Source organism: Ktedonobacter sp. SOSP1-52, from assembly GCF_016587395.1.
In genome coordinates this window covers 3,172,899-3,188,645 of the sequence record NZ_BNJH01000001.1, presented here as the reverse complement: position 1 = coordinate 3,188,645, position 15,747 = coordinate 3,172,899, and the positions used below count along the sequence as shown (strand labels likewise).

At 55.6% G+C, this 15,747-nt stretch carries 9 protein-coding genes and 2 pseudogenes; 4 read left to right on the top strand and 7 right to left on the bottom strand.

The genetic code is table 11. From position 1 onward, the window contains the following. Nucleotides 1-244: 244 nt before the first annotated feature. Nucleotides 245-3,118, bottom strand: coding sequence for a tetratricopeptide repeat protein (locus JMJ16_RS15300; protein WP_201382561.1), 2,874 nt, complete (start codon nucleotides 3,116-3,118; stop codon nucleotides 245-247). A 486-nt stretch (nucleotides 3,119-3,604) separates the two neighbouring features. Between JMJ16_RS15300 and JMJ16_RS15295 the strand changes: the two genes are divergently transcribed. After that, nucleotides 3,605-4,321, top strand: coding sequence for an alpha/beta fold hydrolase (locus JMJ16_RS15295; RefSeq protein ID WP_201382559.1), 717 nt, complete (start codon nucleotides 3,605-3,607; stop codon nucleotides 4,319-4,321). An 859-nt stretch (nucleotides 4,322-5,180) separates the two neighbouring features. Here JMJ16_RS15295 and JMJ16_RS15290 read toward each other — a convergent pair. Then, complete coding sequence (locus JMJ16_RS15290; protein WP_201382557.1) at nucleotides 5,181-5,621, bottom strand: hypothetical protein; 441 nt, start codon at nucleotides 5,619-5,621, stop codon at nucleotides 5,181-5,183. A 154-nt stretch (nucleotides 5,622-5,775) separates the two neighbouring features. Between JMJ16_RS15290 and JMJ16_RS15285 the strand changes: the two genes are divergently transcribed. Continuing rightward, nucleotides 5,776-6,165: a hypothetical protein gene (locus JMJ16_RS15285; RefSeq protein ID WP_201382555.1), complete on the top strand. Its 390-nt coding sequence runs from the start codon at nucleotides 5,776-5,778 to the stop codon at nucleotides 6,163-6,165. Beyond that, nucleotides 6,135-7,466: a WD40 repeat domain-containing protein gene (locus tag JMJ16_RS15280; protein WP_201382553.1), complete on the top strand. Its 1,332-nt coding sequence runs from the start codon at nucleotides 6,135-6,137 to the stop codon at nucleotides 7,464-7,466. The genes JMJ16_RS15285 and JMJ16_RS15280 overlap by 31 nt, the downstream gene beginning before the upstream one ends. Before the next feature lie 117 nt (nucleotides 7,467-7,583). Here the strand turns inward: JMJ16_RS15280 and JMJ16_RS15275 are convergent, their stop codons facing one another. The 5 genes and pseudogenes from JMJ16_RS15275 to JMJ16_RS15255 all read right to left on the bottom strand — a co-directional run. Further along, nucleotides 7,584-8,882 (bottom strand): transposase, encoded by a 1,299-nt coding sequence (locus tag JMJ16_RS15275; RefSeq protein ID WP_201382551.1) that lies wholly within the window; start codon nucleotides 8,880-8,882, stop codon nucleotides 7,584-7,586. 1,175 nt (nucleotides 8,883-10,057) lie between these two features. Next, nucleotides 10,058-11,633, bottom strand: a pseudogene (locus JMJ16_RS15270) (IS1182 family transposase). 226 nt (nucleotides 11,634-11,859) lie between these two features. Next, the gene (locus tag JMJ16_RS15265; RefSeq protein WP_201382549.1) at nucleotides 11,860-12,201 is read right to left on the bottom strand and encodes an alpha/beta fold hydrolase; all 342 of its coding nucleotides are present in this window, start codon (nucleotides 12,199-12,201) and stop codon (nucleotides 11,860-11,862) included. Nucleotides 12,202-12,213: 12 nt separating this feature from the next. Next, nucleotides 12,214-13,170, bottom strand: coding sequence for an alpha/beta hydrolase (locus JMJ16_RS15260; RefSeq protein ID WP_201382547.1), 957 nt, complete (start codon nucleotides 13,168-13,170; stop codon nucleotides 12,214-12,216). 28 nt (nucleotides 13,171-13,198) lie between these two features. Then, nucleotides 13,199-13,909, bottom strand: a pseudogene (locus tag JMJ16_RS15255) (NmrA family transcriptional regulator); the annotation flags it as partial. 545 nt (nucleotides 13,910-14,454) lie between these two features. On the opposite strand from JMJ16_RS15255, the gene JMJ16_RS15250 reads away from it, so the two are divergent. Then, entirely contained in the window at nucleotides 14,455-15,660 is a 1,206-nt protein-coding gene (locus JMJ16_RS15250) for a hypothetical protein (protein WP_236601514.1), read from the top strand. Nucleotides 15,661-15,747 lie beyond the last annotated feature (87 nt).

Here is a 15,747-nt window from a genome sequence, read left to right as displayed (position 1 = left end):
TCGAACGAGAATACTGGGCTGAGGGCCATCGCGTCGAACATTCAACGCAATTTTCTGGCGTTGAATGTTCGACACAATTTCCAATATCCAGCTTCTTTTCATGACAACAGGGCATTTTCCAGGATAAAAGAAGCAAGAGCACACGTCGGAAGGCAAAAAGATGAGGATGAGTCAGAGACGTTCGATCATGGAAAATGGTACTGGTGAGTACCATTTTCCATGACGGAATGCGCGCCCGGACAACTCAACAGATCTCTTCTTCCAGCTGTTGGCTCTGTACAGGAGTTGCTCTTTTCTGTTGTTGTGTTTCCATTCGTTTCGTCTCCTCAACTTGGTCCGTCACTGCGAAGAGCCCCTGTAAACATTCGCGTGTTTTGACTGTTAGCGGGTGTTCAGATCCAAGGACGCGTTCTCGGATGGAGAGCGCCCGCTGGTAAAGGGCTACCGCTTCTTTTGTCTGGCCTTGCATGTGCTGCAAGCGGGCAAAATCGTGCAGAATGTGAGTGGTCTCAACACGCTCCGGGTGCTGTTCACTGATGCGTAGCGCCCGCATGTAGAGTGACTCGGCTTGCATGTAATGCTCTTGTTCTCGATAAATATTTGCTAATCCAAGCAGCACATCGATAATGACGCTATTTTCTGATCCAAGCTGTTGCTCTCGGATGGAGAGCGCTCGCTGATAGAGCGACTCAGCCTCAGTATACTTCTTTTCTTTGTAGTAGAGGTTTGCCAATCCGCTCAGTGTATCGGATACATCGAGATTCTCTGGCCCAAGTTGTTGCTCGCGAATATGCAGCGCACGTTGGTAGAGTGGCTTGGCCTCAGCGTATTTCCCCTGCCCCGTATACAGCCTCGCCAGTGCATGCAAGGCCGTGGCTACCAGAGGATGTTCTGGTCCAAAATGCTGCTCGTAGATACGCAGCGCCCGCAGATTAAAATGCTCAACTGGAGCATCCTCGTCCTTCAAGGTCATAATCTGAGCCAATCCAAGCAGTGCAGAGGCTACATGGGGATGTTCTGGTCCCAGGTGCTGTTCACGGAGGCACAGCAACCGCTGAGAGAGGATGGTTGCTTCTGTATATTTCCCCTGTTGAGCCTTGACAAAGGCCAGGCTCGCCAGGATACCGCCTCGCCTGACCTGTTCCGCTTCTGCGAGCTGCTCCCAGATGGGTAGCGCTCGCTGGTAGAGCGCTTCCGCCTGAGCATACTTTCCTTGATCGCCATAGACATGCGCCAATCCACGCAACACCTTAATCAGGAGAAGCGGCTCTGCTCCAGCATGCTGTTCTGCGATGGGTAATGCTCGCTGATAGAGCGCTTCCGCCGCCGCAAACGCTCCCTGATTGAAATAGATGTGTGCCAACTGGAGTATATCTGAGATGCTCGTCGTGTGGGTCTCACCCACCAGTTGTTCTCGCATGGAAAGAGCGTGCTGGTAGAGCAGTGCAGCGGGCGTGTACAGCCCACGTTCATACAGGTACGCTCCAGCCCGCTCAAGGAGTTCGGACGCTTCGGGGAGCAGAACATGCTGCTCCCGGATCAAGGTAGCACAGTCTTGCACCTGATCCAAATAGCGCAAACAGAGGTGCCAGGAAGTGGATTCTTGCGGACTCTGCGGAAAAACCGCATTGAGTACCCGCACTACCCGCTCCGTCCATTGGCGTTGCTCTTCCGGTGAGAGACGCTCCCGCTGTACCACCTGTACCAGCCGGTGAATACTGAGGAAACGATCCTCCGCAAACCGTTTGACCAGAGAAAAAGCGAGCAGAGCTTCCAGCATCTGGTTGAAGCTGAGACGATCCGCGACAGCCGCTTGCAGCGCAGGAGGCCAATGGAAAGCACCTTCGGTAAGCACTTCTTCGGGAATCGCATCCGGTGAGAGGAAAGCACATGACCGCAGCAATTCAGCGGCGGCTGGGTTAGTCGCCTCAAGATACTTAAATGAGAGCGACCAGGTGGTAGCAACCGATTCTGGGTAGTGTGTCGCTTGCCTGCCGCGCCGGGAGAGCAGCGTATGCCGGTGAGCCTGATAGAGTTGGAAGTAGTCAGCCAAGCTGCAACTCGTCTCTTCGATGTAAGCACCTGCCTGATCGAGCGCAAGAGGAAACAGTGCCAGTTCCGCGGCCAAGGTAGCCGCCTCATTCATGTGCTCATCTGATGCCTGGGCGAAGCGTCCTGCCCGGCGTAACAGCAATTCAGCTCCCTCAATGACTCCCATGGCGCTGACTTCTAGAGAGGGGGCAAGCCAGCCAACGGCGCTTGAGCGCGTTGTAAACAGCAGACTGCCCTGCCCCTGGACCGGAAGGTACGGTTGGACCATGGAGAGATCATCAGCGTTATCCAGAATCAACAGCCAGGGTTCCTGACACTGCTCCAACCAGCGAATGACGGCCCTGACCAGTTTGCGTTGATCTGTCTCCTCCTTAAAGGAAATAGATGGCAGCTGTTCTGCGAGCGCAGCAAAGCTCATCAAGAGAGTCTCTTCGCTGGCAGCAGCGATCCAGAGCGTATGGATATAATGACCCATTTCACGAGCGCGGTAGGCATACTCAACAGCGATCTGGGTCTTCCCAATCCCGCCCAGTCCCTTAATGACCTGGGCCTGTGTCAGGGCTGCACGGCGGAGAGCGGTCGGTTGGCTTGAGGCGAGGGGGGTGAGTTGCACGGTAAGCTGGTCGAGCAGTTCGTGACGTCCGGTAAAGTGGGTATTGCGGGGAAATGGAACCGTCCAGAGCGCAGTCCAATTGGTCGTTGTCCGGTTTCTCTGCGGAGCGCCAACGGCACCCTGCTCAGATGAGGAGGCAGAGGCGCGATGGAGCAGGTCCCGGAGCCAGTGTTCATCCAAGAGCACCTTCTGGCGTGCGGCCCGCCAGAGCGTCTGAATTGCTTCTTCTTCGTGTCGAGCAGGAAAGGCGAAAGCTCGTACTCCTAATTCAATCACGTGTTGAAGATGTTCGGCTTTGGGATAACTACTGCCTCCCTCCCATTGCGCGACCGCATTGCGAGAAACACCAAGCTGGCTAGCAAGCCCTGTTTGCGTCAGCCCAATTGTTGTCCGTAGGGTCAGCATCATCTGGCCAAAGGGATAGTCACGCTCTCCATAAGAGGATCTCTGCATTGGTGGTCTCCTTTTCATTCCATGGAATGGCACAGAAGAAGCGCTGTAAAGCAATGTAAAGCGGCATGCCATCTGCTACACAGTGACTCCTCCGAGGAGCGTGGCTATACTTGGAGCGTCAGGTGTCCTTACCAAGCGAGCCAAGCCTGTTCAAGTCGGAATTGTGCAGTGCCACAGCCCGCAGAAGTCAGGACTCCTGCAAGCTCTGCCTCTATGGTAGCACATGCTCAGGCCAAGCAGAAGTTCTCTCTGGCTAGGGGCCTAGCACTGCAGGAGCGGTGCAGTTCTTGGCGAGAGAGAACCGAAAAGAGCAGAGAGGAAGAAGGAGTCATTTTCTTTGTCGTGGGACACATGTCAGGGAGCCACAAAGGGAGCAAAAGGTGAAAAGTGGCTTTCAAGGTGACGCTCTCACCATGTGGGTATTTCGCCCAAAAGAGACCATGCCCTAAGGCAGGCAACTACTTTGTTCGAGAAAGGAAAAGCATCATGGCTGAAGTATCGCATTCGGCAGAAAAAACGATTGTTCTGGTCCACGGAGGGTTCGTGGATGGTTCCGGTTGGGAGGATGTCTATACCATTTTGACGAAAGATGGCTACCGTGTAGCCATTGTTCAGAATCCGACCCTCTCGCTGGCCGATGACGTCGCCGCAACCAAACGGATCATTCACGCGCAGAACGGCCCGGTGCTGCTCGTTGGTCACTCCTACGGAGGGGTGGTGGTCACCGAAGCAGGCAACGATCCCCAGGTTGCCGGGCTGGTGTATATCGCGGCCTTTGCCCCTGACAGGGGAGAGTCGGTCTCTAGCTTGATCCAGGATCCCCCTCCTGGAGCACCTGTGCCCCCGATCCTGCCGCCCCAGGATGGCTATTTGTTCCTGGACACAGCGAAATTCGCCGCCTCCTTTGCGGCAGATGTGGACGCAGCAAAGGCCGCATTCATGGCTGATTCCCAGGTTCCGTGGGGAGTGGAAGCCCTTCAAGGTAGGGTTAGCGAGCCAGCGTGGAAGACCAAGCCAAGCTGGTATCTGGTCGCCACCGACGACAAGATGATTCCCCCTCCCGCTCAGCGGTTCATGTCCACGCGCGCAGGTTCGACCGTCGTCGAAGTAGCGGGCAGTCACGCCATCTATGTCTCGCAGCCCGCTGCGGTGGCGGCGCTCATCGAACAAGCGGTCAAAGGTGTTGAGGTGAGGGCGAACTAACCTGGGCGAACGCCGCCAGCAGCGTGGTCTTCCCAAAGCCTGCGGCGGCGGAGACGAGTATGAGGCGTCGGTGAGAAGGCCAGCATTGAGCAGGGCCAGGAGACGAGGGCACGCAATGAGCTCATGGGGGCTACCGGGAGCAGAAACTTGGTCGCAAACAGAGGATGAGGAGACGAGCGTGGGATCGGCTCTGGCGCGGCGCTGTGGGGGTTGATGGATCTCGTGGTCCATACTCGTTCTTCCTTTCTGCTCCTTGGTGTGTGCCTTTGGCGGTGAGCAGATCAACGCCTTGGAACAGGCATGCTGTGCCACGGCCCATGAAAAGAGCTCCCTGCCCCTCTTGATGGTGACATGGCGCTTCTGATTGGCTGCCCCCTGCCTGCGCATGTGCTTCACCTGACAGGGACGTCGAGGTGCACACTAGCACTTTGGTGCCGGGTTCCATTTGTCATTTCTCCCGACAATAGCTCTTTGGACCCATGACGTCCTCTTTGCTCTTCCAGTATACTCCGGGAGTCAGCAGTCATCCGCTAGCGATAGTTTGTCGACTTGGGATTTTGCCCCGTTTTAAACCCGTCAAGTGAGGGCAATCTGTGCTTAAATTGCTCAGGATAGCTATCCAATATCAGGCGCACTTTCCCGAGTCCACAAACTACCGGTAGTGCTACGTTCCTCAATGACATGAATAAAGCGATGAACCGAGGTCTGGAGTCCAAAGAGAGGTCGACTGTTTGCAGGTCTCGGCTTGTAGAAATGATAGCGCCATTAAGGAATACAGCAGTAGGTGACAATTGGCAAGGTTTCTTTTAGCGCGCCTACCAATTGGCCACCTTACCACTTTAGCGACAACACAGTTAACTCAAAGGTCTCGCTGCTCATCAATCTGCGCCCAAAATGCCTCTCCATCAGGAGGAAGAGGATCTTCTGGAAGAGAAAGATCATCGATGATGGACACGGCCTTCTGATTCATGTTGGGATGAACCTCATAGAGGTCATGATGGCGTCGTAATCCTTCTGACCGCTCTTCAAGATATCGGCCTACGGAACGGACATCTCCACCAGCAAGCGTCAAAACCGCCCAGTAGTGAATGTACCAGCGATCCTCACTCCGAACACAGGCCCGATTATGCATCATGATGGTCCACACCGCGCGACGCCAGCGTTCTCTTCTCGCAGCAGGGGTTTGAATGCCTGACACCTCGACATATGATGGTTGAAAGGGGTGCGCAGTCAAATTGGACAAAAAAGTTGGACATAGCGTTCTATGATGCTGGGCAAGAGGGACAGTCAGCGTGTGCATTTACCCTTCGCCTTTCCTAAAAAGTGTGAATTCCTTCATTGCCCATCCCCCTCTTTTTGCTATTATTACCTCAGTGTTCGTTGCCCAAGCTCACTGTTCGAGCATTTCAACTCGCTTGAAGGCAGATATTATCCTTCATAAGGAGAACGCAATCATGTCCGCTTGTCCAAGTTGTTCTCGTCATGTTGGCGATGATCTCTTAACTTGCCCCTTTTGCCATTCCTCTATTCAACAGAGCACGAGGGGGCTCAAGTTCCGAACCGAAAACGAACGCAGACTGATGTTCGCGTCTGTTCTAGCTGCGCTGTTGATCCTTGGCGGCTTCTGGCTCCCCTGGCTACGTATCACATTGGTGTCAGGGTGGGGTATTGCACTAGGCTCCTCTGGCTACGGTGTACTCGATTTACTTGATTTTCCTGATCTTCAGCCCCAGCTCCTCTCGCTGTTCTGGTTGGTGCCGCTCTCTGCGCTACTGCTGTTGAGCGTGGGGTGGGGCGTCTCTTTGGCTCTCGGATGTACTGGCGACCCCTCTGGACACTGTTAGCAAGCAGTATCAGTCTCGCTCTGCTTGGCATCATTTTTGTTGAGAAGATCCGCATCGGCCAGCCATCCCTCGGCTTCTGGCCTGCTGTGGCATGGTTCCCATCACAAGTGCTCGTGGGTTTCTGGCTTACGTTAGCAGGTTTCCTGATCGCTCTTCCCAGTTTATTTCTTCCCTACATGAGACAAAAAACTCCCCGAACACAACGTCCAGCCCCAACGCAAACCCAGCTCTCGCGTCGTACTCTGCTCACACATGGCCTGAATCTGGCCGGGCTGCTGGGAGTGGGAAGCGTTGGAGTGATACTGGGTCAGATATGGAGAGAAGACTGGCTGCGAGCACACGCTTATCGGTTGGCTCTTCCTTCTGAGACGCTTGTTTCCAATTACTATCTGCCATTCCTCGCCTGGTCGCCTGACAGCGCCTACCTGGCAGAAACACGCGACGGGAACTTGAAATCCTGGAATATCGCGACTGGTCAGAAAATGATCACCTATCCGCTTCCACCTCGCTTTGATATCGTTAACAGCAAAAGCAATCCATGCAGAGACATCGCTTGGTCACCAGATGGTCAGTATCTGGTGAGTTGGCTTGACTCAGAAGACAAAAAGACTTCACTTGGAGTCTGGAATGCCCAAACAAGCACTTTCTTCCAAGCTATTCCTGAGACTTCCGAGTGGTCCAGCTTCAACCCTGGTGGGGTCTCCTGGTCTCCGGATAGTAAACGTCTCGCTATAGGCAGACTCCAAGGTGTCCAGATATGGGATATTACCAGTGCCAGGATGGTGGGGAGCTACGCTCTTTCCAAAGAATGTGCGTCTGTGAGGTGGTCACCAGATGGTCGTTCGCTTGCAGCCGCAGAGGTTCTTAGCAATATTGTACATGTCTGGGATACTCAGAGCGGCCAGCACATCCAGACGACAATCCCATATCGGACAGCTATCCATGATCTTGCCTGGGCACCCGATAGTAAACGCTTAGCCCTTGCTCTTCTCTCTGCGTATGCTGACTCTGGAATACCGACGATCCTTCTCTGGGATGTGAGAACCAATCAGCAGGTAGCACTTCAGGGACTCTGGCACAGCGGTACGTGTGTGTGCTGGTCACCAGATGGGACACGCTTAGCTGCGGGAGGTGATGATCAGATCGTGCAGGTGTGGAATGTCACCACTGGCGCGCGGATCTTTACATACCAGGGACATACCAAATCTGTCTACTGGCTTGCTTGGTCTCCTGATGGGAAGCTGCTTGCTTCTGCGGGTGAGGATAATCGCATCTTGATTTGGGATGCTCCTACATTGTAAGAAATATCTCTTTATTGATCTCAGCATAAAAAACTAAACCTCGCTAGCAATTCCCTGCTGGTTCAGGATGTTTGAGTTTAGTAACCCTCTATCTTTGCACTTTTTGGCTGAGCCGCATCAAGCGGCCAGCAGATCAACCAACGTGTCAGGGTGAATGCCAGAAAGGAACTGCTCATGCAGCCAGTCAAGCAAGCGATGACGATGGCGACGCTGGATTTCGCGCCGGGCTTCGCCAATGGTCACCGCGCGTTGCCACCTGAGTTGCAAGCGGTGCTGTTCTTCCTCCAGAAAGACGTAGAGCAGCATCGCCAGGGTCCAGAAACGCACCAGGGCCTGAGTACTCATGAGCTGGTAGTGGTCCAACCCCAGCTCTTCTTTGCCATCAGCGAAGAGAACTTCAATGTCCCAGCGCGCCGAGATATGGGCAAGCAAGACCTCAACCGAGGCGTCCAGATCACTAGAGGCCCAATAGCGCGCCTGGGAGAGCGGAGCCGAGAGCGAGTGGCGCACGATCACAACCTGACAACGGTACAGTTTGCGTACACTGGTGGTCACCACATGGACAGACACCGCTTTGCCGCCGCGCGGCCAGGAAGTCTGGACGAAATCTTGCTCTGTCAAGCCAGCCAGATAATCACTCAGTTTCTGCCACCGCCATCCTTGCGGCGTGGTGGCATCAGCAATGCGCAGCCACCGGTTGCTCTTGATCCCGGTCGTGATGAGGAAGTCTCGATCACGAGCCGCACGCCACAGGCATTGAGCGCAGTACCAACTGTCCAGCAAGACATGCGTTTTTGTCCCGACGACTGGCTCAAAGGTGCGAATGAGTGTTTCCATCAGCGCGATCTTGCTCTCAAACGCCACGTCTTCGCTTACGCAGACCTTCTCCTGTCGGTACAACTGCGGAGCCAAGGGGCACCTGCGATCCAGCAACACGTAGAGTCCCTGCACCAAACTGTGGCCGACGATGCGCTGCTCGTAGGTGGTCGAGTGATGCTTGCCCAGACCCTGCATCTTGCGCCCTTTCGGTTTGCTCATCGTGGAATCATCTCCAATCAGATACCCGGTCACCAAGGGATCTTTGGGGCGACCTCGACGTTTGGGTTGCGCCTGACGTTGTTGTTCCCGTTCGGCTTCCACCAACGGCTGCATCTCGGTGCGGAAGCGTTCCAGCCAGACGACGACCAATGCTTCGGCTACCCACGGAGCTTCCGAGAGAAAGCGACTCAACCCGCTCAAGCTGGGGGGCTGCGCAATCTTGCTCAGCATCCCCGAGAGCGTGCGCCTGCCCTCGCATTCCAGCAGCCCCAGCAGGACGGTCACGAAGTACTCATATTGGGGCTTGGAGAAGACCGCACGGAACCGCTCGGCAAAGTAGCGCACTTCTGCATCCAGACAGAGAATAGGCTGTGGCATCGGACACCTCCGTGGTTTCAGGTTGTTTGTTACCTGTTTGATACCACATGGTGTCCTTCCCTGCTACCCTCTTTTCAAAAGTGCAAACATAGAGTTTTATCTTAGGTGCTTTAGCTTCTATCTTATTTATAGTCTGTGAAATATGGTCTGTTTTCTTGGAAAGATATTTGACCCCTTCGCAAGAGTAGTGCTAAAAGCTTATCCAAAACTGACAGATGTTCACAATGATGGAAACAAGTGAGAACATAGGTCAAGCTCAGGAAGACATCGTAGCTATGGACCAACATTTCCCAACAGATTCATGAACCAGTATCGGCGATTGCATCAGGAGAAAGGCGCTCTCAGGCTCCTACTCGTACCTCTATGATGTGCGTGGACAGCAGCTCTCAGAGATCATGACCGTCAATGGCACACCCTACACAATTCAGGCAGCCTATAACGATGCTGGGCAGGTGACGAGCCAGACCTATCCGACCGGGGAAGTAGTTACTCCTGGCTATGATGCCAATGGCTGGGGACTGGGCCTGACCACCACCAATAGTGGGACCACAACCACCATCGCGACCAACATGCAGTACCAGGGCAATGCTGGAGCTGCGGGGCATCCCACCTCGCTGACCTTTGGCAATGGGCAGTACAGCCTCTCGGCCTCCTATGACTCGGGCATGCGCATAACCAACCTGCTCTACAAGAATATCAGCTCCGGCACGACGCTCTTACAGGAGCAGCCAGGCTATGACGCGGTCAACAACGTCGTCACCGTCTCGGCGACCCTGCCCCAGGGTACGGACAATCAGCAGTTTTGTTACGATAACCTGAACCGCATGACCTGGTCGGGCTCGACGGGGACCCCACCCTGTGCCACGTTCACGGCAGGCACGCTCACCAGCGCGCAGTATCAGGAGAGTGACGCCTACAACACCGAGGGCCAGCTCACCACGGGTCCTGCGGGTGGCTATACTTATGGAGACAGCAAGCATCCGCATGCCGTCACCGCCACGGGCAATGGCTACACGGCCTCCTACGATCCTTCCGGCAACATGGTCTGTCGCGCCCTGACCAGTGCCACCACTTGTAATGGCACACAGACAGGTCAGCAACTGGACTACGATTCAGAAGGGCGCCTGAGCACCTGGCAGGACAAACCCGGTTCTCTAGGAGAACCGGTCGAGAAATCACGCAGCCCCCTGAAGCTCAGCAGAGAGATGCTGGGAGCGGGCCAGAATGTGCAAGTTGTGAACGACAGCGCAGCGGCGCACATCGAAGAGATTCTTACGCACACCACGATAGCGGGCACGCCGACCTTGCCATCGACCAATATGAGCCAGCGTGTGTTCCACGGCGACCCGCTCACGCAGCTGGGCGCGTCCTTGCGGCGTTTGCTGACGCCCTCGTAATTCCATAAGTAAGGCTTCATCAGGGTGAATGCTGATGCTACGGCCTTTGACGCTTGTAGTGCATTGCGCTCTCAATGGACACTGAGCGCACGTTTTTGTGGGAAAGTGGACCACCCCACCTAACATGAAAGGCATTTCCTGTTCTGCCGGACAGCGAATGATCTGCCGATCCCAGTCCAAGGTAAATGCCTGCTTGGAGAAGCGCTTCCCCTCGCGCACCGGCCAGGCTTTGCAATAGATCTTCAGCTCAGCACTGCGCTCACGCACGAGATGGCTACTCAAATAGGCTCGGTCGATATGCAATTCGTTCAACGTGACCGGTTGCCGTTCCAGGTCAGCGCTGATCTCTCTGGTGACACTGGCTTCCGGGACATTAGCAGGCGGTGATGCCCATCGCACGGATCAGACCCGTATCCAAATCGTGGAGCACATGGCGTTTGTATCCGTCCACACGGATACTTCGGCTCTTGCGTCATGCCGCATCTCAGCATCCTCGATGCTGATGCGTCGATCTTTGGCGACCCCCTTTGATCAGGTGAGCTTTGCTATTCTCACTCAGTTCTACATCTTGCTCTCTGACCTGCTGGGCAATCTGTAAAGGAGGCTGCGCCAGGTGGGATTCTTCCTGGGGCAGGGTTTGTACCCACGTTTCCACTGCCTGTAAGACGTGCAACATGAGATCTAACGCTTCTTCTCGGTTCGTCACTCGATCCCAATCTTGATCAAGCGCGGCCTTCAGGCTCGTCGCACACACCATTTCAGCTCCGGCCTCTTTGGCCACCTCGACCAGATCCCGCTCCTGCTGGTCAGCTACCACGCGCAGCACCTTTTTGAGCGCGTGGCCTAAAAGATTGTACGTATCTTCGACGCGACCATCTCCCCACAACGGACTGCTGTCCAGCGCTGCGCGTAAGGCGCGCGAGCCAAATTCCTGGTTTTGGCTCGCCATCTCGATCGTCCGTTCAATGAGCCGCCGATCCATCTGCGTCTCGATGAGCCTCTTGCGAAAAGTGACGAATGTTCCCTTGCTGAACGGGGCCTGCTCGGCGTCCAGACAGTCCAACACCAATTGCCAGCGCCGATCCATGAGTGTCGCCTCGATGACTTCATCATCCGAGACGCCTGTGTATGCCTGCAGAATAGTTGCCAGGGCCAATCGTGCTGGCGGAATAGGTGGGTGTCCACGCAGACTTGGAGCGTAGAGTGCCGCCAGTTCTTCTTGAAACGCGTCATCAAATAACTGGTGGCGGTGATAACGGAGAAAGACAAACAACTTCGCTCGTTTGATGCGTGTGATGACCATGTGCTCTCCATGTGAGCGTTCCACTGGAGGATGCCAGGCTGTAGGGCGCATGTGGTACTCCGTTGCTCTTCTTTTTTACGGATGGCACATGAGGCTCAGCTCAAACCGTGGGCTGAGCCTGCGTGGCCGAGGCTTTGCGTGAGGGTGAGACTTGTCGATGGATCAAGGGAGTCGTTCATGACTGGCTGACTCGTGGCAGGGCTCGACGAACACGCACGGGCTTTTTCACGCTTCGAGCGAGATCCTTCTTAACCCGAAGCGTGAAAAAGCAGCCGGATCAGGCAGCAAGCGTGGAAAGAAAGGCGTTGATGGCTTGCTGCACCAGGTCTGGCTGATCTTTGTACATGGCGTGGCTGACTCCTTTCAGAAAGACGCGTCTGCCGTCTCGAAGAAGCCGGAGCGCTCGCGAGATCTCTTCACCTGTGGTGAGGCCACCTGTAGCCGCGTCGGCCTGGAGAAAGAGGACGAGACAGCTGATCGCTGGCAGCAAGACGAGCGCATCATACCCCTGGTTCATACGTTCCGTGTCTTGGATACAGGTAATCACCTCTGGATCGACATGGCGGAGATTCTCCGCCTGAAGAGTAAACCAGGTGTCTTGTTTTCCGAACACATTCATACTCAAAGGCCATCAGGACATGTACTTCTCGAACCACTCTAAAATTGGTTGCGGGCGGCGCTGGAACTCGAGGTAGCCGTCCCAGCGGGCCGTGGTGCCGTAGATCCACTGAAGTTTCTTCTCGGCGATGGGAATGTTATCGAACATGGTCTGCACGTCGCTCGGCTGCGTCAGCACGTCATCGTGTACCTGGTAGAGGAACGTGGGGATGCGGACATGCTTTGCCCACTCCCTCGGGTCTGTTCGAGCGAACCCGATACCCGTGCGCAACATGATGCTCTGTTCCAGATCCTCGATGCGGTTGGCGGGAACTCCCGCCAGTGCCAGGTGATGCGCGAGGATGATCTGTGGGGTCACGGGCTGGGGTCCGACCAGGCAGCGCACATCGTTGAACACCTCGGAAAACTGCGCCATCGCAGAGAATGTGGGGTTGCAGCCCAGGCAGCGGCTGAAGAGGCCAATCGTCATGTCCCGCGTCTCGTCGCGGTTGCGCACATACCGTAACGAACCTACGACATCGCGCGCCTCAAAGATGCCACTGGATACGATGCCGCCGTTGGCCGCGCCACTGAAACCGTGGTTGCGCAAGTCATAGGTCAGGACGTTGTATCCGGCATCATGGAGGATCTTGTAGTCCGGGATGAAGTTGACCTCGAAGCCGTTCCCGCTGGATGCCCACCGCGAGTGCCACGGCTCGAACTGTGTGGGTATCCCGGATCGGCTGAACCCCATCGGGTGATTGGCGATGATGAGCCTGTTGGACCCGGCTGCCGGGATGAACCAGCCCTCCAGTGGGACGCCATCGAGGGACGGAAAGGTGACATCCTCGTAGTCGAGGTTCTGCTCCTCAGGCGAGTGCCAGACCGGCGCCCGCTGCGGCTGGCTGAAACTGTCGGCGAATTGCTGCAACACATCATTGATGTGATCGTTGGAGAGCTGAGGCGCTTTGTTTGTTGCAACTTCAGGCATCTGGTAGTCCTTTCGTTTGCGGTGGTGCTCAGGCCAGGACGGCTGGCTTAAGCACTTCCTCGCACCATTGGCGGAAACTCGTAGGAGTGGTGGACTCGGGGGTGCGCGGCTCGGCGGTGGCGAGCCCCTGATCGTAGGCCGCCATCATATCGACCAGGGCTTGCGCCATAGCCTCGGACCTCCCATATCTGGTCAGCGTGGCCTTCAGGGCTTCACCAGGGATCTGCTGGTAGCGTACAGGCCTATCCAACACCTCGGACATGATCTGCGCCATGTCGTTGTAGCAGAGGTCCTCAGGGCCGACCACTGGGCAACTTTCGACTCCGCTCCAGGTGTGATCGAGCAGCAGCCTGGCGGCAACGCTGGCGATGTCTCGGGTAGCACAGGTTGGCTGTTTGAGGTCCCCGGATATCATGTCGAAGAACATGCCCTGGTTCTTGATCGACTCGACTTGACGGAGCAGGTTATCCATGAATGGGGCCGCTGCCAGAGCGCGGTAACTGACCCCCGTGCTTGCGATCAGGTCGTCCATAGCCAGCGATGCAGTGACATTGCCAGCGTTCCCGGACACGGCTGCCCCACGACCGAAGGCTGAGACGCCAATCACCCGCTTGACTCCCTGACTCTTGAATGCCTCACACGCCGGTCGACTGAAGCCCACGTAGGCGGCCTCGACGCTCTCGGCGTGGGGGTCCGGGGACACAAGCCAGAACACGCTGTCTGCGCCTGTGAACGCCCTGGTGCATAAGTAGACAAGGCAATGGGTGTGCCAAGGATTTTTGCAAACAGTAAGCACACAAGCATGACAGGAAAACGGCAGCCAATGTCTTCCCCTTGCCTCTCTGGGGTTTTGCAAAAAAACTTGTCGCACCCCTCAGCTGCCGGCGGGATGACAATTGCCATATTTCGCTTCAATCTGGGGTTTGCCCCTACTTGGAACCGAAAGTCGGAATAGTCTGCTGAACCAGCCTGTAGAGAGCTTCAACAAAGTTCGCTTTTCAGACAGAAAAGAGCAATTTCAAGGGTATTGTCAACTTAATCAGAAAAATGAAGAATATTGCTGAGTTATAGCAAAGAAGGATGCTGATGGGTCATAGAAGATGTGGGGATACCTATGGTTATGCGACTCGCTTTGCTCCAGTCAGTTCATTCCACGTCTGAAATCGGTCCTGTAAAAGAGCGCGGTATTTTCCGGCCCTCAGACGGTGGGTAGGACTCCTCTAACTGGTGGAGAGTCAGCCAGAAAGGCTTGAAAAGTGAGCAGATATCTGGCAAGCTGCGGCTATGAACACACAAGCAGAAAGCCAGATGGATGCTTCCAGCGTATTTTGCCCCAATCTGGAGTGTCCGGCAAGGGGCAAATACGGGCAAGGGAATATCGTCATTCATAGTCGGAAGAGACCACGCTATCGCTGCAAGATCTGCCAGCAGACCTTTAGCGCACGAGCAGGAACGATGTTTGAGGGACGGCGCAAACCAGAGGAACTGATTGTGATCGTGGTGACGCTGCTCGCCTATGGTTGTCCCCCTCAAGCGATTGTGCATGCCTTCCACCTGGACGAACGAACCGTGGCCGGATGGCAAGAGCGAGCGGGGGCCCACTGCCAAAAAGTTCACCGCGACCGGGTCGTGCAAGCCAAACTGGATCTGCAACACGTCCAGGCCGATGAGATCCGAGGGAAAGGCTGCCAGATGATCCCCTGGATGGCGATGGCCATGATGGTTTCGACGCGCTTGTGGTTGGGAGGCGTAGTGAGTCTCTCGCGTGATCGGCAGTTGGCTGATCAGTTGTTACGGATGGTGAAAGCCTGTTGCCTGCCTTGGCGCGCGCTCCTCGTCTTGACGGACGGATGGTCGGCATACCCCAACAGTATCCGGCGCGCGTTTCGCGAAAAGATCCCGAGAGGAGGAGGACGCGGGCGGTGTGCATTGCAAGCCTGGCCCGACCTCTTGATTGGAACGGTGATCAAGAAAACGGCGAAAAAGCGCGTCGTGGAAGTCATTCGGCGGATGGCGCAAGGAACCCTTGAGCAAGCCAACCAGGTGTTGGTTCAAACGCAGGGAGGAAAGGAACTGAACACAGCGTTTATCGAACGCTTCAACGGGACCATGAGAGAGCGGCTCGCCTGCCTGACTCGACGTTGCCGACACGCGTCTCGTCGCGTGAGCAGGCTCGAAGCCGGGATGTGGTTAGTGGGGTGCACCTACAACTGGTGCTGGCCACATCATGAATTGAGCCGGCGGCTGGCGAAAGAGCGGGGGAGCAAGGGAGAAATCGTGATCACCCCCGCTATGGCTTCGGGGCTGACGGATCACATCTGGAGCATGCGCGAGGTGTTGACCTATCGGATCGCTCCGCCGCCTTGGGTCGCCCCAAAGCGGCGAGGCCGCCCAAAGAGGGAAGGGCAGCTTGCTTCCTCGCCTTCTCCAGCACCATCTCGCCCCCTGCTTCGTCTGCAAAAGGGGGCCTTATGCGCGTCCACCAATTAGGGGAGTCCTACCAACTAAAGATTATAAAATACAGTAAGAGGGCAGATGAAATGCAATACTATTGCATCTGCCCTCCTACTTTACTAT